Genomic DNA, 19,673 nt, shown 5'->3' on the forward strand with positions numbered 1-19,673 from the left:
TGAATCGAAAGATTCATAAAAAACGTCATCCTTTCTAGTTAGCTTTTTAGAAAGAATAACGTTTTTTTACACTTGGGGGTAGTCTAGATTCTTAAGTTGATGGGCATGTGGTAAAACCCCTATTTTATCAGATGATGGGTCATTAGACTTTGTGCCTGTATTAGGATTACTTAAAATTGCTCTCAATTCTTTTGGTGTATATGCCTTACCTAAATGTTCTTTAGCAATCCCTTGAATTGATACAGCAGCCCCAGCGATTATAGGCGAAGCGCTAGAAGTACCACGGAAATTAGAAGTATAACGATTCATTATACTCTGATCTGTAACTTTTTGTCCTTTACTATTTTGATTTTGATATGTATCTAATGTGTCAACATACTCTCCCCAACCATATACATCAATTCTACTACCATAGTTAGAGAAACCTAAACGTTTATGAGGAACTCTTGCAGTAGATGCTCCAACTATAATAGCTCCTGAATCTTTAAAGTCTGGACTATTTCGATTTAAAATCTGTTTACCATTACGGTCTTTAAATTCATCTAAATCAATCCCACCATTACCAGCTGCTTCTACAATAATAATGCCTTTATCTGTACCTTTGCGAATTGCGTTAAATATACTCGGGTATACTTCTACTGGTAAAGGGTCATCTCCATATCCATCATATTTAAAGGATTCCTCTATTAATAAAACATCTCCAGCCTGTAAAGAATCTACGGCACTTAAAATAGCATCTCTTACATCGATTCTCCCATTATCTCGGATCACTGAAATTACTTTTGCCTTTGCTTTTGGTGCAATCCCAATGTTCCCAATCCGATTGTCAGCTGCAGAAACAACACCTAGAACTGAAGTACCATGAGAAAGATCATTACTCATTTTTCCAGACATAAATTCAATATTTTGACCGACTAAATCTTCATGATTTAATAACCAGCCTTCTTCCAAATCTACAAAAGTTGCTCCTTGACCATCTCCTCCTTTAATTCCCCAAGCATAAGGAGCATTAATTCCTAAAGGTGCCTCTTCAAGATATCCCTGTCTCGAAAATCTAGGTTCATCATAAGGATTGACTGATAATACAGGCAATCTCGAGCTAGTTGTTGTATTTATACTCTTATTAGAACGAACTAGTATTTTACTAGAATTGTCATTAGCAGCATATACTGTATTTGTTACAAATGTCGTACCTACCCCAGCAAAAGTTGTAATTGCAAGTGATGATATCAACATACCTTTAAAATTTTTCATCTTTCCACCTCTAGTTTTCTATTAGAATTAACATATTTAATAATGTGTATGAACCGAAAAGCTTTTTATCTTATTATAAAAATTAATAGATTTTTATAACTTTTTGATTTACATAAAAACTCCTTTCATTCTTGTAATTCAATGTGTATATTTCAAAATAACAAACTCACTGTAACTATTATAGTTACACCTTTATTGATTTTCAACTACGAAATATAAATTTTTAAAAATAAATTTATATTACTTTAAAACAGAGCTAACCTTTTACGCATATAAAAAAACAAATTATCTGTGCAAATTACAGCGGTGAATAAGTTTATAGACTGCAAAAAAACAAGAAAAAGCAAAACACTAAGTGCTTTGCTACTTATAAAATTCCTTTTAACTTTTCACCAATTAACCTCGCTACATACTCATAGCCTTCTGGTCCAAAGTGTAATCCATCTTTTTCACCATTTTCTACAAATCTTTTATAATCCCGTTCTTGAATCATTTCAGCGAATACGTTTAGAAAATAACTTCCTGTTTCCCTCGCCACTTTCTCCACCACGTCTGCATACTGACCAAGCACTCTATTTGTTCTATTACGCTGTCTTTCTTCATCAACTGGTGCAGGACTAATCAGTAGTACTTTATCTGATGAAATATGGTTCACAATCTTCTCTAAGTTTTCTTTATATGCTTGTAATGACACTTGAGAAAAAGAAACCGCATCATTCGTACCAAGAAAAACTGTTACGAAATCTGGTTTATATGATATTACATCTTCTTCAATCCTATTTAACGCATCGAATGTATTATCCCCTGGAACACCTGCATTCACTACTTTCCACTTCGGAAACATCTCTTGCAAACGTGGTGTTAATCTCGGCATTCCATCAAAAAATGTTTCATCAGCTGTAATACTATCTCCAAAGCATACTAACGTTTTCATTAAGCTACTCTCCTTTTACGTATGAAACAACTTTCCTTCTATTGCTTTTATATATCTTTCAGCAGAACGTTCAACTGCCTCATCTGCATTTTCTTTTACTACTCGATGAAAAGCATTGTATAAACGATTAAACTGTAACGGCTTCACTCGGTTCACCATTTCTTCCACTTTTCTCGCTGGTAATGGAATTAAGTTTGGATAGCTATACATAAAACTTACCCACCGCTCATCCGCTACAACTTGAATAATATCACCTGTTAACAAAATCCCTTTTCCATCATTACCTTCTTCCCAATGCAATACAGAACCACCACTAAAATGTCCTCCAAGACGATGTACAGTAATCCCATCCGCTAATTGTAAAGACTCACCAGACCAATAAATAATACGACTACTTGGGCGCATCACCCATTCTTTATCATCTTCATGTATATAAATTGGTACATCAAATGTCTCTGCCCATTCTACTTGCGTTGAATAATAATGAGGATGAGACAATGCAATCGCATCTAATCCACCAAGCTCTTTTATTTTCGCAATTGTCGTTTCATCTAAATACGTAATACAGTCCCATAGTAAACGATATGACTCTGTTTTCACTATAAATGCCGTTTGACCGATCGCAAATCCTGGTTTTGTCGTAATACTATAAAGTCCATTTTCCTCTTCGATTATTACATTTTTATATGTATCATCTGTTTGCAAATTTTCTAAAGTCGTCCAAGACTGCCCTTTCGGATTCACATATTGCCTCTCTTCATCACAAATATGACAACTCACCGGTTCCTCTACACTCGCTGCATACTGCACACCGCACGTTGTACAAACGTAATTTTTCATCATAATTCCCCCTATCCCTATATTTTTATTAAACTGATTTTTGTTGATAATAATCTACTTTTTTATTTTCAATTAATAAACTTATAAAAGTAAGTAAATAAACAACTGTAACTGACAATGGAATTACAGTAAATCCTTTTTCGCTTCTGCAACATTCATCTCACTATCTCCCCAAAAATATTTGTGCTATAAAGTCACCTCAACCTCACCCATCCAATAACGCCAAGCTGCTAAATAATCTTCTAAATCTTTCGGGTGGTGCCGTAAACACGTATCTATACGCAAATATAATCCTATGACTATTTCTTCATATAAATCACGGTCTTTTTTATGAAATACACATTGTTTCATCGCATAATCGATTGTTTCTTTTGTTAAATCTTCCGGGGTTGAACAGAACGCATAAATTAAATCATATATAGGATCTCCTAACACTGGTAAAGGATCAATTACACCGTGCAGTTTATTCTCTTGAAATATAAAATTATGAAATCCAAGATCACCATGCAATAAAAATGGCTGATTTATTCCAGTCCCCCTACTTGGACTATTTGCTAACTTAAAAACCGTTCTATACTCTTCCTCACTTATGTAACGTCTTACATTTTCATGAGCTTCCATCACATTTGTCGTTAAAAATTCATTCCAAGATTGAACTGGGCTTTCTTTCCATCCCCAGCCATCAACCTCTGTAGCTACTTCATACTTATTGATAACTTCCTTTACAAGTTTACTAAGAACACTCCGTTTATGGCCTAGTTTGCAAGAAGTTGTGCCCTCAAGGAATGAGTAAACAATATAGCGATTTAAAGGTTCCTTATATAAAAGCTTTGGAAATAATTCGTCCTTTTTATAAAACTGAAGAAAATAAGCTTCTTCACGTATGACATCCGATTCATTCAACTTTATAACGTATTGTTCATCTAACAAATATATAGTACTTGTCGTTCCCCCGTTTAATGCTTTTACGCTATTTGGATAATGTGAAATAACTTTTTCCTTAACTAGTTGTGCAGTGATTATTGAAATGTCCATTCTCTCACCCTTCAACTCCGAATATTTCCTTAATTCAAAAGACAACTTTACTATTATTTGACAAACATAAGGGAATTCCTCCTAAAAATCTTAATATAACAAAAGATAATTTTATTTCATTTCAACTGCTTCCTTCAATATTCCATCATAAAGTTCATTCCATTTATGGTAATGCGATGTGATTTCTTCACTCCAAATGATCTTCATTTAATCTAGTAATTTCTATTGAATTATCTCTTTCTTTTAACTTAAGAACCAAACTTTCTACACCAAACACTTCTGTAAACGTATGACTGCCTACAATTAAATTAATTCCTTTAAATTTCGCATGTTGCACTGTATATAATGTTTTTTCACCTGTTATGTACGTGTCACATCCTTTTTCTAATGCACGTTCAATCAAATTTGTATTGTTTCCTGCACCGGTTAAGATCGCAATCCGTTTTACTGGTTTATCGTGATTTCTCCAGCTCTTCACTTTCTCTTCCATTTTTTCTTCAAGTTTTCCAACTAAGTTTGAAAAAGGAATCGCTTCTTTATATTCTCCTATTCCCGGTAGTTCTTCTTCCTCATAGGTTGAATATTCCAGTATTGTATCTATCCCAATTGCGTTAAATAACGATGTACACGTGCCAAACTTTACAAAATCTAACGGCAAATGAATCCAAAAATGATTCATTTCATATTGCTTCAATTTCTCAATACAAGCCTCTTCCATACCAAATAAAAAACTCCACGGCGCATGATGTGTAACTATCATATCGACTCCATTTCGATACGCTTCTTCAATAGTTTCTAACGTTAAATTTGTTGTGTAACCGATTTTGTGAAATTCATCTTTACTTATATAAGTAAAACCATATTCATCATCGCCATATTTATGAAGATGCTCTCCAAATAGTGATGTTATATGTTCATTAAACTGCTTTATATTCATTTTTATTTCTCCTTTCATTTACTTTTATATTTCATAAATAAGGAAATACTAAATTACAACGTTACATACATATAGGAGGACAATATGAAACCTGAATTTTTAAAAGCTGTACATGATGCAATCGGAAATGTCGAACACATTCATATAGAGGAAAGCGGTGCTGACAGCTTACTTATTCATCATGATGATGCACAGCAGTTACAACAAGTTGCTAAGGCGTTAGAAAATAATAATTTCCGCTCCGCTTTAAGAACAACTGGAAATGCTTCGTACATTGAAGTATTGAACAGATAATGAAAGTCCGGATGTATTCCGGGCTTTCTTTTTATCCCGCTATTCACCGGGCAGTAAGACCCCACTGATTAAAGTTTCACTTTATATTGAAACTTCAAACTCTTTCACATACACCGCTGTTCCAGCAATATCTATTTGTAACTTTTCGTTTTCTATCCCTTTCGTTACATAAACAGTTACACGACCATCTTTATTTATTTCCTGTCCTTGCTCAACGATTAAACCCAATTCATGTTCAAAACCTTTCTCTAAATACTCCACATAATACGCTCCCATTACACCTGAAGCTGTTCCTGTCACTGGATCTTCAATCGTCCCAGCGTAAGCTGATGAAAAATGACGGCCGTGCATTTGTGCTAGTTCATCATAAGTTTCTAGACAAATTGGGTGAATAGAAGCATTAGGTATTTCTTTTAATACTGATGGAAATGCAGCATTATTAGGTTTCATTCTCTCACATGCATTAAGATTTTTAATCGGTACAATTACAGTCCAATTACCGGTACTTCCATATACAATCGGTAAACTTACATCTAAATCATTTACTTCTAAACCGATACTATGAGCTAATTCTTCTGTTGAACCTGTAAATTCTTTAAACTGAGGTGCTGCCTGTCTCATTTTAATAAAGGTTTCTCCATTTTCATTTACACCTATTTGTATCGGTAAAATCCCAGCCTTCGTTTCAATCGTAAGGTTACTTTTCTCTTCTAATAAACCTTTTTCGCGCAAGGCAAATATCGTCCCTACTGTCCCATGACCACATAAATCCATTTCAAAACCAGGTGTAAAATAGCGCATTCTTATATCTCCTACTTCTGAGGAAAGAACAAAAGTTGTTTCGTTATATCCAACTTTTTCAGCAATAATTTGCATTTCCTCTTCCGTTAATCCATCTGCTTCTAATACAATACCTGCTGGATTTCCCTTATTTGGTTTATTCGTAAATGCGTCGTAATGAAATACATTTATAGTCTTCATTTTCTTTTCTCCTAACCTTCTTTAAAGATTTTATAATACAGCTCTATCTCCGTTTTCAACGAACAATTATTTCTCCAAAATATCCTCTGCATCTTTTCATTTGAAGTATGTGTGCTTCCAATGTAATAAGTAGCCCCTATTTTCTTTAACATATGCAACGATTGAAAATGCATATGGGAAGCAATTCCTTTCCCCCGATAATAAGGCATTACCCCAAAATAAAATAACCGTCCTTCACTTTCTGTTCCAGTTTCTATATGCGGTATGGACATACCAATCGGCTCATTTTTATCATAAAAAACAATACATGACTTTTCCCAGCCCGTACCTAACTCTGTTTGCACTGAATAAAAATGTTCATTGATAGTTAAAATTGAAGTTTGATTCCCTGAACCCGACATACATTGTTCCCAAATATATTTAAATTCTTTTTCCGATAACGTTCCTTCTGCTATTGATCGATATGTATATTGTCTTTCAAGCTCTTCTACATTGTTCAATTCTCTACATACTTCTATCTTTGCGGCATACAAAGAAAAACCGGCATCAAGTAACACTTTCACACTTGAGTTATAACTACTAAACCTTTTGTTTAATACAATACTCGCTCTTTTTAACTCCCAATTAAAACAAACCTGTTCCAATCTACTTATCTTTTCTTTATATGTTTGTACGTTATACAAAACATCTTCTTCTATTTCTTCAATCGTTACTGCCTTTGGTAAGCCATTTAACACTTTTTTAGAGGGCCCAAATAGATTCTGAATGATTGCAAGATCGTATATCACCACTTTAATTCACCTACACCTGGCTCAATAAACTTCCCTGAAGCATCCTCGTTTGAACCTCTTACCCAATCATATATATTTTTTGCTCCTTCTGCCGGAGTCATATTCGCATCAAAAGCACCAATGTCAGTCTTTAATTTTCCAGGGTGAATGGCAGTTACACGAATTCCTTTATTCTCAAACTCTTGTTGTAAGCAGAGTGTTAACATATTTTGTGCAGCTTTAGCAATTCGATATGAATATGAGAACTGACCTTGTGGAAACTCTTTGTTCGCCATTTTATGCAATGAACCTAATCGAGAAGACACATTTATGATTCTCGGATGATTCGATTTAGCTAAAGACACATATGTACCTTTTACAACTCGAATGACACCTAAGCAATGAATATTAAATAAGTCCGTTAACTCTTCTGAATTTGTATGTAAAATCTCAGTTTCCTTTCCAGTAATGCCAGCGTTATTTATAACTAGATCAATATACTCTGTATATTCCTCAAGCTGTTTCTTAATTTGCTCCGTACTCTCATCAGCCGATAAGTCTGCCAATATAGGAAAACATCTACAACTAAACATTTGCTTCAATTGCGTTACCGCAATCTTAGTTCTAACTAACGGATAAACAATATGCCCATTTTCATGAAATACTTTTACTAACTGTAACCCTAACCCTCGATTTCCACCTGTAATTAGAACCCTCATATATCCATCTCCTTATTTTTAAAATAAATAAGAAAATCCATCCACTCACCATTCTCTAAAGAAAACGCCTCTCTCTTGCATTCAAAAGAAAAACCTGCTCTTTCCGCAAGACGAACGGATGGCTCATTATCAACACGTATATGTAACTCGATTCTATGAAAATGAAGACGATTAAAAAATAATGAGATCGCAGCTTTCACACTTTCCATGCCATATCCATTTCTCCAATATTGATTATGTATGGAGTATCCCATCATCGCCCATTGATAGTCCATACGTAAAATTTTTATTAGCTCTAGCTTTCCAATATTAGCCCCATCTTCTTTACGAAAAATACCTAATACATACATCTCATCTCGATGTGCTGCTTCATCAAATCCTCTAATCCATTCCGTGAACCATTCTTTTGTTGATGATGCCATAACTTGATAACCATCGTCGTATTTATACTGAGATGGCAGCCTCTTATTAAATCCATCTAACCAACTTTCATAATCATCATTTTGGAACGGACGGATCATGAGTCTCTCTGTCTCTATCTGTAATAGCGGCAGCTTCATTTACATCTCTTCCCTTGATCAATATTTGAATATTCTTTATTATCTTACACAAAATACAAAATCTAGTAAATTATTATGTTTTTGATAAACATGCTTCTATTAAAATACAAAAGGAAACCCTGTTCTAAAGGGTTTCCTTTTGTCATCACACTACCAAACTTATCTGTAATTTAAAACGTTGTATTCTGTCTTTAATATTCCATAAACATCAACATCTTCATATGTATTTAATAAAAGTCTATTTTGTCTCAATGTGCCTTCTTTACGTAAACCCGACTTCTCTAATACTTTAATCGACGATCTATTTCTGGAAATGGCAGATGCCCAAATTTTGTTTAGACCTAATTCGATAAAGCCAAATTGAATCATTCTGTTTACAGCCTCAGTTGCAAAACCCTTTCCCCAATAATTCTTACCAATCCAATAACCAAGTTCACCTCTATTGTTACCCTTGTCAATTCTTAGTGTAATTGTACCTACAATTTCTCTTGATTCTTTAGAGACAATTCCTAAAGGATATTCGATTCCTTTCCTAATAAGTTCTGGTTGCATATCAACCCAATCTTGCGCGAACTCCAATTTATATGGATGCGGAAGCCCAAGAATATTAGCTAATTCCTTGTCATTAGCCAATTCTTTAATTCTAAAAACATCATCATTGGTAAAAGGTTCTATACATAAATGCTCAGTTTCTAATTTTATAGCCATCTTTTCTCCCCCTTGTACTGAAATTAGTTAGATCCCTTTATTTTCAATATTACACCAAAAACACAAAATTTTTAAAATCTTTATGATATCTACTAACAGAACCATAAACAAAAAATCCAGTTATGTACAAAGCATAACTGGATTCCTCATTATCTAATAGTTTTTTATTTTACAAGTACATTTTCTCTTAATTCCCTCTTTAACACTTTCCCTAAAGCATTTTTCGGTAACTCTTCTAAGAATACCACTTCTGGAATTTTGTAACTTGCTAACTTCTCTTTACAATACTGAAGAATACTTTCTTCTGTTAATGTTGTTTCGCCATCCTTCACAATGTAAGCTCTTGGAACCTCTCCCCAAAAGTCATCTGGAACTCCAACTACTGCAACTTCTAAAACACCATGTATTTCATGAATAACATCTTCTACCTGATCTGGATATACGTTGTCACCACCGCGTATAATAACGTCTTTATATCTTCCCATAATATGCAGGAATCCATCATCATCTATCATGCCAGCATCGCCCATGTTAAACCAGTTATCTTTTACTACCTTCTTTGTCGCCTTTTCATTATTCCAATATCCTTTAAACATGTATGGACTTTTCACATGAATCTCTCCAACTTCATTTGTTGTTAGTTCATGTCCTGTTTCCGGGTGAACAATTTTCACCTCTACATTTTTCAAGGTCTTTCCTACAGAAGACATCTTTTCTTTTCCCATCATTGGATGCCATGAGGTTACAACCCAACCTTCTGTACTACCATAGCCTTGCACCATATATATGCCTTTTTCCATATATTTTTGAATGAGTGTTTCTGGCACTTTTGTACCACCGCTTTGTGCTACTTTAAAGGTTGAAATGTTACGTTGTTTTTTATTTAGTTCATCAAGCATGTAACTATAAACGGCTGGGAAAGCAAGCATCGTAGTAATTTTCTCTTCTTCAATCTTATCCCAAATAAGAGCAGGATTCGAATCAGCTAAGAAGATCATCGTAACGCCATGATAAATACAATTTAAAATAGAAAGCACGCCACTCATATGAAACAATGGATGCACAGATAAAAAGCGTTCACCTGCTGGGATTTCTCTTTGTCCCGCAATTTCAGCAAAATAATGATGTAAGTTTTTATGTCCAATTACACATGCTTTTGCCTGTCCAGTCGTTCCTGATGTAAACAAGTAAATGGCATCGTCTTCTTCATGAACTTCTACGTTCGGTTCTGTCGTTGGCTGTTTTTGCAACTCTAATTCAAATGAACCAAAGCCTTCTTTTGTTGTTTGAATTACATAAGGAATTTCTTTAACAGCATCAACCTTTAATAACACTTCACTAAATTCTTCATCAATAACTAACACTTTTAATTTCGCTTCTTTTACAATCGTTTCTAATTCATAAACAGTCAGCTGATGATTTAGCGGAATAAATACCGCTCCAATTTTTAAACTTGCCATCATAACGCTTGGAAATGGGTGATTATTTTTGCATAGTATTCCTATACGATCTCCTCTTTGCACACCATTATGTAACAAATAATGTGCAAACTGATTTACTCGTTCATTATATTGCTGAAACGAATATCTTTTCTTCCCCCCTACAAGCGCTTCCAAATTTGGTGATTGCATTGCTCTTTTTTGTAGTAATTTTTGCATCGTTCTCAAGTAAAACTCCCCTTTATATATGTTAGGTTTTTTATTTTACCAGATTAACTATTAATTTACTAAAGATTACACTTAGTGAATATAAAAAGAATATAAAATAGCCATTTACTTTACAAGTAAATGGCTATTTTTCATTATATATTAGAATACTTCTTGTTCATCACATATTGCACATACTCAGGTGCACTTTTATCAATCTCTTCATCACTTAGTTTATATTCTGCACCATATAAATAAAAGGAAGGTATAAATTCCATACCTGTGTATAAGCATGTAGCTTGGAATGGTTTCGTCAACTCATCCATTGTAATTCCACTATTTTCATAGTCTTTTTCTAATCCACCTATAGAAATAGCTACACCAAATTCTTTCCCCTTCACTTTATCACCTTTAGATCCGTACGCAAATCCATATGTTAATACATCATCGAACCATTTTTTTAATAATGGTGGTGAGCTGTACCAGTAAAGCGGAAATTGAAATATATATCTGTCATGTTCTACTAATAACTTTTGCTCTTCTTCAATATTAAACTCCCAATTCGGTGCCACTTTATACAATTCATGCACCGTAATTTCATCCGAATATTTCTCAAGTTCTTCAATCCATCTTTTATTAATTTTTGATTTTTCAATATCAGGATGTGCTACAATTACAAGTGTTTTCATCTTTTTTCATCCCCTTTATAAATTATTCAACCCTTTACGTATTAGTATGAATGAGTCACATATAATTGAAAAGTACGTACTTTAAAGTGCTATAGGAACCTTAAAGTACCTGTGGAGGTGTTATATGAATCAAAATGATAATTGCCCAATTGCAACAACACTCGATGTAATCGGTGGAAAATGGAAAGTTCATATTTTATGTATTTTGTCGGATGGAAAAATGCGAACAAATGAAATTAAACGAGAAATCCCAAACATTACACAAAAGGTTCTTACACAACAACTTCGGCAACTTGAAGCTGATGGGATTATCTATCGTACCGTATATCAAGAAGTTCCACCAAAGGTTGAGTACACACTAAGTGAATACGGAAAATCTTTAATGCAAATAATGGATAATCTGTTTGAATGGGGAAAAGATCATCAGATTAAAAGATTACATGACTAAAAAAGCACTATATACTTTGTTTAATCCTCTACGTTCATATTTTTTATTTCTATAAAGTTTATTTTCATCATTTTTTAGCTAACTTGTTTTCTTAGATTGATGGACGTGACCCCACATCCATCAATCTAAAAAGATACAATTAGAAGAATGAGATTTCTATAAAGTTTCGCATATAAACACTACTTCCGCCTCATTAAACGCTCGCTCTACTTTTTCTAATCTCAATTGTACGTAAGCTATAAAGAAGCACCCCTAAACCGAGAATTTTTTCATTATTAGACGCATTAGAACCTAAGGTAATAGTAGGTACATTTAAACCCATAAACCTTTCACTCCATTCTATAGGCATATAAAAAGATACTCCTTAAAAATAAAAAACGCTATTCTCTCTGTAAAATCATAGAAAAGAATAGCGCTTTTTATTTTGAAATAGAAATCATCATTTAAACTAAACATGCTAATATTGATTTTGTGCGATTGTCAGTTACCTCATAATAAATTTCTAATCCTTTCCGAGTACCTGTAACCATTTTAGCAGCTTTTAGTTTAGATAAATGTTGACTAATTGTACTTTGAGGCATTTGTAAATCCCCATACATTGTTGTTACATTAGTAGGACCTTTTGCAAGCATTATTTTTACTAAAGATAGACGAACTGGATGCGCCAATACCTTTAACACCTCAGCGATTTCTTGAAACATTTCTTTTTTTTCTTTCATCTTATTTCTCCCCTTTTATATACATATTTATGTTATCCATATATATAATTCGGAGGTATATGCGTTTTTGTGTCCGTCATTTTAAAAAAATATAAAAAAACTTTAATCCGAAACTAAAGGATTAGCTTAACATAATGTCTCACCATTTTTATTGTAAAATAAATATTGCTTCCCCTCAGAAAATACAACACTTACACTAACTATTGAGATACATAGAAACCAAATAAAGGCTATGTTTCTCCTTCCTTTCGGATCATAAAAAACAGGTTTTTCTTTATCTTTCTCTTTTTGAATGTTTTTCTCCATTATATTTTTCACATACTCCTTCTTAATAGAACTATAGAATATTAAAGTGCAACTTTAATCAGTGGGGGTTTTGTTCATCCCCCCACTAATCATCAGCCCTCACCAATCGGGCTGCCCAGCAAATAGCGGAATAAATCCTTTTAGCTTTGAAGTGAATCTCTCACTTCCATATTCTATTGATTCTTCTTTTCATTCCCTTGCTGGTGGCCCCTATTTTCTTGTTGAGACCCCCTACCATTGTTCCCTTGCTCGTTTCCGTCATTTTCTTTCTGGGATCCTCTTCCATTGTTCCCTTGCCCATTTCCATTATTCCCTTGTTGAGATCCTCTTCCATTGTTCCCTTGCTGATTCCCATTATTTCCTTGTTGAGGATTTCTTCCATTGTTCCCTTGCCCATTTCCATTATTCCCTTGTTGAGACCCTCTTCCATTGTTCTCTTGCTCATTTCCATTATTTCCTTGTTGAGACCCTCTTCCATTGTCCCCTTGCCCATTTCCATTATTCCCCTGTTGAGATCCTCTTCCGTTGTTCCCTTGCTTGTTTCCATTATTCCCTTGTTGTGATCCTCTTCCATTGTTCCCTTGCCCATTTCCATTATTTCCTTGTTGTGATCCTCTTCCGTTGTTCCCTTGCCCATTTCCATTATTCCCTTGTTGTGATCCTCTTCCGTTGTTCTCTTGCTGTTTTCCATTATTTCCTTGTTGAGATTCTCTACTGTTATTCTCCTGTTGATTCCCTCTATTTTCTTGCTGAGATCCTCTTCCATTGTTTTCTTTTATTTGCTTCGATGGCTGTTCCTCTGTTTTCTTTTGTTCTTTCTGCTCTTGCTTTTCATATTTTTTTTCTTTTACAGGAGACAAATCCAGTGTTGCATCAGGAGATGACTCCGGGTGTGATTGCACCTCTTCTTCGTTTTCCACCGGATTAGACGGAGTGACAGGAGGCGTAAGTGATTTGTTCTTCTCATTCTCTTGCTTTATATAAACACCTGTGCCAATTCCAGCTTTTCTAGCATTCTCTCGTATTTGCATTGTGCTACTTTGATATTCAACTGTAATATGTTTTAGCTCATATTCTTTCTTTAATTCTTTCATTGCCTTTTCCAAAAGTGGTTCTAGTGCCTTGTCCTTTGCAACAGCTGTTAGCATAACTTGCTTATCATTCGTTAAATACTTATCCTCTTGACTTTGCTTTATAATAGTACGTATTACTTCTTGTAATTGTTTATTTTCCCATTGCTTCAATTCTTTTAAAATACGCCTTCCATCATCATTACAAGCCTGCAAATCTATAACACGAAAATCCTTTGTTACGCTCACCTCTAAACTTGGATTTATATCAACTGAGACGTAAGCAAATACTTTTTCTTCTGGTTGGTTGTAGAAAAACAGCACTGCAAATAGAAAACAAGCAACAAGTATTGATGCAGGCTTTAAAAAGGAAGGAATCGAAAAATGCGATGCTTTTTGTTCTTGCTCATCAAACGAGATTTCCTCCCCGATTATGCAAGAATCCCCTTTTCTTTTACACGTAATAAACTCTCCATTTGGTGTTAAAACAACTACGCTATGCTTTTTTATATCCATCACAATTCCTTTATTCATCATGCTTTTCCCCTCTTATGTAATCCAGAATATATGTATAGTTGTTTGCAAAAATAATACACATTGCAATAATGTATTTTCTATGTCGTTCCAACGTTTTACGACTTACCCTAACACGCGGTTCAATCTGTTTAAGCGGTAACTTTTTCTTTCGGAACAGCTCTTCCATCATTTCCTCTTCTTTTATAATTATTTTCACAATTTCTATTAAGTGCTCACGTGTATCACGATGCTTAGGAGATTCTTTAGCAAGCTCTGAGAATGTGATTTTAAACTCAGCTAGCACACTTTGAAAATGAAGAATTTCCTCCTTACGGTTACTATTTTCCATCTCTTTCATATACTCCGTAAGCGACACTTGCATTTCTAACATTTCCTCTTGCTCATCTTCTTTTAAAAAGACAAAGTTATGTTTAGACTCCTTACGTATATAGTCAATTACATCTCTTTTTATAAGAAGATCAGCAAACGCTAAAAAGGATTTTCCTTTTGTATAGGAATACTGTTCAATTGCTTCGTTAAAAGCAAACAATCCAATGCTATATTCATCATCCTGTTCTGTAATATATCGACGGCAGACAGATGAGATTGATTTTCTAATAAAAGGCTGATACTGTACGATAAACGCTTCTTTGTCTTCTTCGTTGTTTTGTATGTTACATACGATATCTTCTATTTTCGGTTTTCTTAAGATCTTCATTACTAAACTCAACACTTGTAATCTCCCAGCCTCCTTCAAATAGCAAAATGGCCACTACACAAGTGACCATTTAACCAGATTTTCTTGGTACTTTTCTTCGGTCTTGTTTTCTTGCTGTTAGTTATATTTTTCGAGTCTAACTTTTCCCAACGTTTTCTTAATAATTTTCCTTTTCTCTCGGCACTAAAGTTAAGTTTGTATTTTTATCTACTTTCTTATTTTCTACCGTTCGTTTTGCTTATTCTCTTTCTATTTTATCTGCAATTCTTGAATAACTCTTCTCTATATAATTGGTAATTTCATCCTTCCATTTTGGATGCCACTTAATCTAGTAATTTTATTAATACTTCTATATTCTTTCATAGTCATTTTTCTTCTATTTATTTTTTTCACTATACATATTCGGAGGAGTACAAAGTTTTATGGGGGTCAAAAAATATTTTCATAAAAAAATACATATTTATTTCAAAAATAAAAACCATCAATTTGAAAAAGGGTAATCAAATTGATGGTTTTCTTATAATATCTATTAAATTAAGTTGGATTCTCATTATATCTAAAAAAGCACTAACTATTTTCTACCGGTTTTCTCCATTTTTATCTTTCTTGGTTATCATAATATGTCTTATCTGCGTATTTTCTATCATTTCCTTTTAGATAAGCTAAAATTACTTTTGGATTTTTAAGTAAAGTCCAGTCTCCATATGTATCAAATCTTCTGCATGAAGTTATCATTCCATTTTTAATAGTACCGAATTTCTTATTATTTTTCTTTCCCCATTCTTTTAACCGTTTAGCGAAATCTGCATCTTCTGCCATAAGCATGTTTTCATTAAATCCGTTGATTGCCATAAAGTCTTTTCTATAGCACCAAAAAATCCCTACAGATATAGCTCCGTACTTAAAAAGTAAGGGGATGATTATTAACATTGCGGAGAGAAATATTCCTAAAGATATTCTTTCAAACTTTCCATTTACCCCACCACCAATGTATTTACCTGAAGCTAAATATTTATCTACATTAGACAACATAGACTCTGTCATTATGGTATCAGCGTCTATAGTGACGATTATTTCTCCATTAGCTATTTTAGCCCCTGCATTTCGAATTTTAGATAAGTTTTTATCGTTATTTTTCAATGTAACACAATTATAAGATTTTGCTATTTCCTCTGTTTTATCTGTGCAACGATTTAAAACAACTATAACTTCCGTTTGCTCTTTATATGCCTCTGATGCCTTTGCAATTGAATCTAAACATTTTCTAATGTACTTTTCTTCATTGTGTGCAGGAATTATAATAGAAAACTTCACATCTTTTTTCAAATTGACTCCTGAAGATTTGTTTGTCTCAGTCATAATATCCCCCTTATTTTATAAGGTAAATATCTGTTATACATAAAGTATATTAAAATTCAATAAATTATATTATAGGAACTGCAGGTAAACTATTACTTGAGTATTAAAAAACAAAAACGTTATTCTTTCTAAACAAGCAAAATTACTAGAAAGAATAACGTTTTTATTAGTTACATTAATATTTTATTCGTTGCTTTATTTTTTCAAAACGAGCATGTATAATTTTTCTGATATCTGGATGATTCTTATATAAAGTAACAGTATACATGATGGAAGATGCAAGAATAGTAGACCATATTAACCAATCTCTAGCATGAGAAAGAACTTTAATTATTTCACTCGTAAATTGTTCCTGTCCGTCATGAAATGTATAGCTCAGTAGTTACCTTATTTTTCAAAAAGACATTCTGATTATTTCTTTTTCACTTCTTCTACAAATTCCCATGTTTCTCCGTTATCTTTTGATTGATAAAGTGCACTACTATCGCCATTGTAGTCTCCATCTGCCCCTTGTCCAACTAACATATTAAAAACCCCATCTTTCTCATATGGCATACTAGGAGAATCAAAAGGACTTATTGTGGACTGTGTATGATCTAATTTCACTTCATGCGGCGGATATTCTACCTTTTTGAAAGATACTCCCCCATCATCTGTGCGATATAACTCTCCTTCATTACCAGAAGGCCTAATTGCTCCTAAAAACCCAAGTTTATCATTTATAAAAATGATTCCTGATACACTACCAATCCCCCCATTAAATGGGTCTGGATTGATAACCTCCCATGTTTTCCCTTCATCACTGGTCTTGCTTAATGAATAAAAAGCGCTCCCTAATGCTTTATCTGTCATATTTAGTTTATAACCAACTTCTTTCGATAGGAAAAACTGTTCTTTTTCATTCTTTAAATCTTGTTGTTCCTTCTCTTTAAGCATATCTTCTTTTGGAGGCGTCTTTGATTTACTCCAACTTGCGTCACTTATTAAATTATATCTAGCAGGGACTAGCTCTTTCTCTTTTCCAGGGACAAATATAGATACAGTATATCCAATGATATCAGAAGCTGCTTCTTTAACACTCTGCCTCTTACCATCCTCAGTAATATTAATAATTCCCTCTGTATTGGATCCCCAATTTCTTTTTCCATAATAAATCAACCCATACTTACTTTCATTCCATTTTTTGACCGTTTGCTTAACTGGGATCGCCTTAACCGTTTTAATTAAAGGTTCTACTAATTTATCATCATTATAATCAGGCTTTGCATATCCATCTCGTATTATAGTAATATCTTCTGATTTCTCCTTATTATAAGAGATTAAATAAGTTTCTTCTTTCCCATCAACATTTTTCCCATAAACAAATGTATCAAACGCTGTGATTGTTCCATCTGAATGAAATGTAAGATCAAAATCAGTTGCCATATACAATTTCTTTGGCAAAGGATATTTTTTATTTATATCTTCAAAAATACCTTCTACTCCAGATTTATATATATTATTATGTTTAAGTTTAACTGACCTTTCATGTTTTAACTTTTCTATAAACCATGCCAATTTGCCATTGTAATTTATTGCACTTTTATAAATCTGCATCCCATAAAATGATGTAATTGCAACAATAATGATAATAGAAATGGATCTCCATGCTATTGAATTTGTTAATTTTTTAGATTCATATTCTCTATTTTTTATCACCCGCATTGTAGTAAATGTAGTTATGGATATAAAAAGTACTATACACAATAACAAAATGTAAATATTATAATTCATTCTTCCGTACTTACAGTATAAGGCCAACTCATAGCAAAAGATCCCGTATACAATTATTAGTATTGGATTTGTTACTAATGACAGAAGTATCCTTTTTGTATTTTCTCTAAATATAGAAACCACTCCTAATTATATGAATTACTGATATTAAGTATACTTTATGAATATTCACCATTCTTATCATCGGATTTATACACATTCAAATAATATTTTCCTTGTTTCGCTACGAGTTTTCCCTTTATAGTATTTCCTTCATCTTTACCACAAGCTACGTAATTTTACATGTCTAATTCATGATAAAGTACCCATGTCATCCCAATATTTTGTTCATTTATCACAGAAATAACTACTTCTTTCAGAACTATAACATCAAACGTTTAAACATCTGTCTGATCAGGAGTACTCAGATTCCCTTTTACAAGCGTATTGGAAGTCCTTCTCCTCTTCGAGGGATCCACCTGTTTGCGGTTCTTGTTTTACAGTAACATTTGTTTGTTCTTTACTTTCTTTTCCTCTACTATCTTCCACTGTTAGTTCCACATTATATGTTCCTTTTTCTCCATATACGTGGGTAGGATTCGCTTCTGTACTTGTTGTACCATCACTATAAAATTTAATTTCTTCATTAAAAAGCATTTTTAATTTTTTTATATACTCTTACTGTCGACGTTCAAAAGCTAAACGTACTGCAAGACCTGTCAATACACTTGCCATAAGCCAACGCTGGACTCGCAGCCACGTTGGACGTGTGCCAAACCATTTCGCAATTTTACTTGCTGTGCATACAATTAGAAGGTTAACTATAAAGCTAACAGTGATTTGCGTAAGGCCCAAAACTGCACCTTGAAAAAGCAACGATCCCTTCTCTGGATCTTCAAATTGAGGTAAAAGTGATACATACAAAATAGCAATCTTTGGATTCAGAAGATTAGTCATTAGTCCCATTAAAAATAATTTCCGTGGTGGTTCATTAGAAATCGTACGAGGTTCCATAATAGATATAGCACCCGGTTTAATCGAATTCCAAGCTAGCCAGAGTAAGTAAGCAGCACCTGCCCACTTTACTGCTTCATATACAGCGGGAACCGCAAGGAATAGAACTGTAAGTCCAAACATAGTTGCGATTATATAGATTACAAATCCGAGCATGATGCTCAATAAAGAAATAAATCCCGCCATACGTCCCTCCGTAATGGAACGGGAAATGAGATAAATCATATTAGGCCCAGGTGAACAAACCATGCTAAGCGAAACAATTGCAAAAGCTATCAAGGTACTCAAGCTGACCATAAACCTTCCCCCTTTATGTTACATAAAATTTCCTATTATACATTTTATCATGATTGGGGAGAGAAAAAATTAATATAAACCGATGCAGCTAAGTAATATTATCGGAT

General features: G+C 33.6%; 20 protein-coding genes and 5 pseudogenes. 2 read left to right on the forward strand and 23 right to left on the reverse strand.

Translation table 11 applies throughout. From position 1 onward, the window contains the following. Positions 1–78: 78 nt before the first annotated feature. From ACS2CR_RS16420 to ACS2CR_RS16445, 6 genes and pseudogenes are all read right to left on the reverse strand, one after another. A pseudogene (locus tag ACS2CR_RS16420) lies at positions 79–1,254 on the reverse strand (S8 family peptidase); the annotation flags it as partial. Between the two features lie 367 nt (positions 1,255–1,621). Then, positions 1,622–2,188 carry an SGNH/GDSL hydrolase family protein gene (locus ACS2CR_RS16425; RefSeq protein WP_000855202.1) on the reverse strand — a complete coding sequence of 189 codons (567 nt, stop codon included), beginning with the start codon at positions 2,186–2,188 and terminating at the stop codon, positions 1,622–1,624. Positions 2,189–2,203: 15 nt separating this feature from the next. Further along, positions 2,204–3,031 carry an MBL fold metallo-hydrolase gene (locus ACS2CR_RS16430; RefSeq protein WP_080024542.1) on the reverse strand — a complete coding sequence of 276 codons (828 nt, stop codon included), beginning with the start codon at positions 3,029–3,031 and terminating at the stop codon, positions 2,204–2,206. A gap of 25 nt (positions 3,032–3,056) precedes the next feature. Further along, positions 3,057–3,173: pseudogene (locus ACS2CR_RS16435) on the reverse strand (DUF7010 family protein); the annotation flags it as partial. 41 nt (positions 3,174–3,214) lie between these two features. Continuing rightward, positions 3,215–4,063, reverse strand: a complete 849-nt coding sequence (locus ACS2CR_RS16440) for a phosphotransferase (RefSeq protein ID WP_000355251.1) — start codon at positions 4,061–4,063, stop codon at positions 3,215–3,217. Positions 4,064–4,250: 187 nt separating this feature from the next. Next, on the reverse strand, positions 4,251–5,000 hold the full coding sequence (locus ACS2CR_RS16445) for a Nif3-like dinuclear metal center hexameric protein (protein ID WP_001022446.1): 750 nt from the start codon (positions 4,998–5,000) through the stop codon (positions 4,251–4,253). 84 nt (positions 5,001–5,084) lie between these two features. On the opposite strand from ACS2CR_RS16445, the gene ACS2CR_RS16450 reads away from it, so the two are divergent. Beyond that, positions 5,085–5,294: a hypothetical protein gene (locus ACS2CR_RS16450; RefSeq protein ID WP_000801651.1), complete on the forward strand. Its 210-nt coding sequence runs from the start codon at positions 5,085–5,087 to the stop codon at positions 5,292–5,294. An 81-nt stretch (positions 5,295–5,375) separates the two neighbouring features. Here ACS2CR_RS16450 and ACS2CR_RS16455 read toward each other — a convergent pair whose 3' ends face one another. From ACS2CR_RS16455 to ACS2CR_RS16485, 7 genes are all read right to left on the reverse strand, one after another. Then, a complete protein-coding gene (locus ACS2CR_RS16455; protein ID WP_000849318.1) occupies positions 5,376–6,275 on the reverse strand; it encodes a PhzF family phenazine biosynthesis isomerase in 900 nt (299 codons plus the stop codon). A gap of 11 nt (positions 6,276–6,286) precedes the next feature. Further along, on the reverse strand, positions 6,287–7,063 hold the full coding sequence (locus tag ACS2CR_RS16460) for a GNAT family N-acetyltransferase (RefSeq protein ID WP_053512634.1): 777 nt from the start codon (positions 7,061–7,063) through the stop codon (positions 6,287–6,289). Beyond that, positions 7,060–7,764 (reverse strand): SDR family NAD(P)-dependent oxidoreductase, encoded by a 705-nt coding sequence (locus tag ACS2CR_RS16465; RefSeq protein ID WP_053512635.1) that lies wholly within the window; start codon positions 7,762–7,764, stop codon positions 7,060–7,062. The genes ACS2CR_RS16460 and ACS2CR_RS16465 overlap by 4 nt, the downstream gene beginning before the upstream one ends. Next, the gene (locus ACS2CR_RS16470; RefSeq protein WP_000775351.1) at positions 7,761–8,324 is read right to left on the reverse strand and encodes a GNAT family N-acetyltransferase; all 564 of its coding nucleotides are present in this window, start codon (positions 8,322–8,324) and stop codon (positions 7,761–7,763) included. Before ACS2CR_RS16470 ends, ACS2CR_RS16465 begins: the two co-directional genes overlap by 4 nt. A gap of 159 nt (positions 8,325–8,483) precedes the next feature. After that, positions 8,484–9,032, reverse strand: coding sequence for a GNAT family N-acetyltransferase (locus tag ACS2CR_RS16475; protein WP_000985518.1), 549 nt, complete (start codon positions 9,030–9,032; stop codon positions 8,484–8,486). A gap of 164 nt (positions 9,033–9,196) precedes the next feature. After that, positions 9,197–10,690, reverse strand: coding sequence for a class I adenylate-forming enzyme family protein (locus ACS2CR_RS16480; protein ID WP_074643721.1), 1,494 nt, complete (start codon positions 10,688–10,690; stop codon positions 9,197–9,199). 143 nt (positions 10,691–10,833) lie between these two features. Then, positions 10,834–11,367 (reverse strand): NAD(P)H-dependent oxidoreductase, encoded by a 534-nt coding sequence (locus ACS2CR_RS16485; RefSeq protein WP_000855231.1) that lies wholly within the window; start codon positions 11,365–11,367, stop codon positions 10,834–10,836. A 124-nt stretch (positions 11,368–11,491) separates the two neighbouring features. On the opposite strand from ACS2CR_RS16485, the gene ACS2CR_RS16490 reads away from it, so the two are divergent. Further along, positions 11,492–11,815 (forward strand): winged helix-turn-helix transcriptional regulator, encoded by a 324-nt coding sequence (locus ACS2CR_RS16490; protein WP_001072981.1) that lies wholly within the window; start codon positions 11,492–11,494, stop codon positions 11,813–11,815. A gap of 193 nt (positions 11,816–12,008) precedes the next feature. Here ACS2CR_RS16490 and ACS2CR_RS16495 read toward each other — a convergent pair whose 3' ends face one another. From ACS2CR_RS16495 to ACS2CR_RS16540, 10 genes and pseudogenes are all read right to left on the reverse strand, one after another. Further along, complete coding sequence (locus ACS2CR_RS16495; protein WP_001121202.1) at positions 12,009–12,164, reverse strand: hypothetical protein; 156 nt, start codon at positions 12,162–12,164, stop codon at positions 12,009–12,011. A gap of 94 nt (positions 12,165–12,258) precedes the next feature. Then, on the reverse strand, positions 12,259–12,534 hold the full coding sequence (locus tag ACS2CR_RS16500; protein ID WP_000660066.1) for an ArsR/SmtB family transcription factor: 276 nt from the start codon (positions 12,532–12,534) through the stop codon (positions 12,259–12,261). 180 nt (positions 12,535–12,714) lie between these two features. Continuing rightward, a pseudogene (locus ACS2CR_RS16505) lies at positions 12,715–12,840 on the reverse strand (glycosyl hydrolase family 18 protein); the annotation flags it as partial. A 173-nt stretch (positions 12,841–13,013) separates the two neighbouring features. Beyond that, positions 13,014–14,447: an anti-sigma factor domain-containing protein gene (locus ACS2CR_RS16510; RefSeq protein ID WP_074643710.1), complete on the reverse strand. Its 1,434-nt coding sequence runs from the start codon at positions 14,445–14,447 to the stop codon at positions 13,014–13,016. Beyond that, positions 14,437–15,159: an RNA polymerase sigma factor SigI gene (sigI, locus tag ACS2CR_RS16515; protein WP_002101143.1), complete on the reverse strand. Its 723-nt coding sequence runs from the start codon at positions 15,157–15,159 to the stop codon at positions 14,437–14,439. The genes ACS2CR_RS16510 and sigI overlap by 11 nt, the downstream gene beginning before the upstream one ends. A gap of 582 nt (positions 15,160–15,741) precedes the next feature. Beyond that, entirely contained in the window at positions 15,742–16,503 is a 762-nt protein-coding gene (locus ACS2CR_RS16520) for a glycosyltransferase (RefSeq protein ID WP_053512638.1), read from the reverse strand. 175 nt (positions 16,504–16,678) lie between these two features. Further along, positions 16,679–16,873 (reverse strand): annotated as a pseudogene (locus ACS2CR_RS16525) (hypothetical protein); the annotation flags it as partial. A gap of 41 nt (positions 16,874–16,914) precedes the next feature. Beyond that, the gene (locus tag ACS2CR_RS16530) at positions 16,915–18,399 is read right to left on the reverse strand and encodes a WD40/YVTN/BNR-like repeat-containing protein (protein ID WP_074643706.1); all 1,485 of its coding nucleotides are present in this window, start codon (positions 18,397–18,399) and stop codon (positions 16,915–16,917) included. A 35-nt stretch (positions 18,400–18,434) separates the two neighbouring features. Continuing rightward, positions 18,435–18,909, reverse strand: a pseudogene (locus ACS2CR_RS16535) (PKD domain-containing protein); the annotation flags it as partial. Positions 18,910–18,933: 24 nt separating this feature from the next. After that, a complete protein-coding gene (locus tag ACS2CR_RS16540) occupies positions 18,934–19,566 on the reverse strand; it encodes a LysE family translocator (RefSeq protein WP_053512640.1) in 633 nt (210 codons plus the stop codon). Positions 19,567–19,673 lie beyond the last annotated feature (107 nt).

It is taken from the genome of Bacillus cereus group sp. BceL291 (assembly GCF_051776705.1).
In the GTDB taxonomy this organism is placed as follows: Bacteria; Bacillota; Bacilli; order Bacillales; family Bacillaceae_G; genus Bacillus_A; species Bacillus_A cereus.

What these genes read in the sequence shown, in the direction of transcription:
- ACS2CR_RS16445 (WP_001022446.1), bottom strand. Translation starts at nt 5,000, where the DNA reads ATGAATATAAAGCAGTTTAATGAACATATAACATCACTATTTGGAGAG.
- ACS2CR_RS16480 (WP_074643721.1), bottom strand. Translation starts at nt 10,690, where the DNA reads ATGCAAAAATTACTACAAAAAAGAGCAATGCAATCACCAAATTTGGAA.
- ACS2CR_RS16490 (WP_001072981.1), top strand. Translation starts at nt 11,492, where the DNA reads ATGAATCAAAATGATAATTGCCCAATTGCAACAACACTCGATGTAATC.
- ACS2CR_RS16475 (WP_000985518.1), bottom strand. Translation starts at nt 9,032, where the DNA reads ATGGCTATAAAATTAGAAACTGAGCATTTATGTATAGAACCTTTTACC.
- ACS2CR_RS16430 (WP_080024542.1), bottom strand. Translation starts at nt 3,031, where the DNA reads ATGATGAAAAATTACGTTTGTACAACGTGCGGTGTGCAGTATGCAGCG.
- ACS2CR_RS16495 (WP_001121202.1), bottom strand. Translation starts at nt 12,164, where the DNA reads ATGCCTATAGAATGGAGTGAAAGGTTTATGGGTTTAAATGTACCTACT.
- ACS2CR_RS16510 (WP_074643710.1), bottom strand. Translation starts at nt 14,447, where the DNA reads ATGATGAATAAAGGAATTGTGATGGATATAAAAAAGCATAGCGTAGTT.
- ACS2CR_RS16440 (WP_000355251.1), bottom strand. Translation starts at nt 4,063, where the DNA reads ATGGACATTTCAATAATCACTGCACAACTAGTTAAGGAAAAAGTTATT.
- ACS2CR_RS16500 (WP_000660066.1), bottom strand. Translation starts at nt 12,534, where the DNA reads ATGAAAGAAAAAAAAGAAATGTTTCAAGAAATCGCTGAGGTGTTAAAG.
- ACS2CR_RS16455 (WP_000849318.1), bottom strand. Translation starts at nt 6,275, where the DNA reads ATGAAGACTATAAATGTATTTCATTACGACGCATTTACGAATAAACCA.
- ACS2CR_RS16465 (WP_053512635.1), bottom strand. Translation starts at nt 7,764, where the DNA reads ATGAGGGTTCTAATTACAGGTGGAAATCGAGGGTTAGGGTTACAGTTA.
- ACS2CR_RS16485 (WP_000855231.1), bottom strand. Translation starts at nt 11,367, where the DNA reads ATGAAAACACTTGTAATTGTAGCACATCCTGATATTGAAAAATCAAAA.
- ACS2CR_RS16450 (WP_000801651.1), top strand. Translation starts at nt 5,085, where the DNA reads ATGAAACCTGAATTTTTAAAAGCTGTACATGATGCAATCGGAAATGTC.
- ACS2CR_RS16425 (WP_000855202.1), bottom strand. Translation starts at nt 2,188, where the DNA reads ATGAAAACGTTAGTATGCTTTGGAGATAGTATTACAGCTGATGAAACA.
- ACS2CR_RS16520 (WP_053512638.1), bottom strand. Translation starts at nt 16,503, where the DNA reads ATGACTGAGACAAACAAATCTTCAGGAGTCAATTTGAAAAAAGATGTG.
- ACS2CR_RS16470 (WP_000775351.1), bottom strand. Translation starts at nt 8,324, where the DNA reads ATGAAGCTGCCGCTATTACAGATAGAGACAGAGAGACTCATGATCCGT.
- ACS2CR_RS16540 (WP_053512640.1), bottom strand. Translation starts at nt 19,566, where the DNA reads ATGGTCAGCTTGAGTACCTTGATAGCTTTTGCAATTGTTTCGCTTAGC.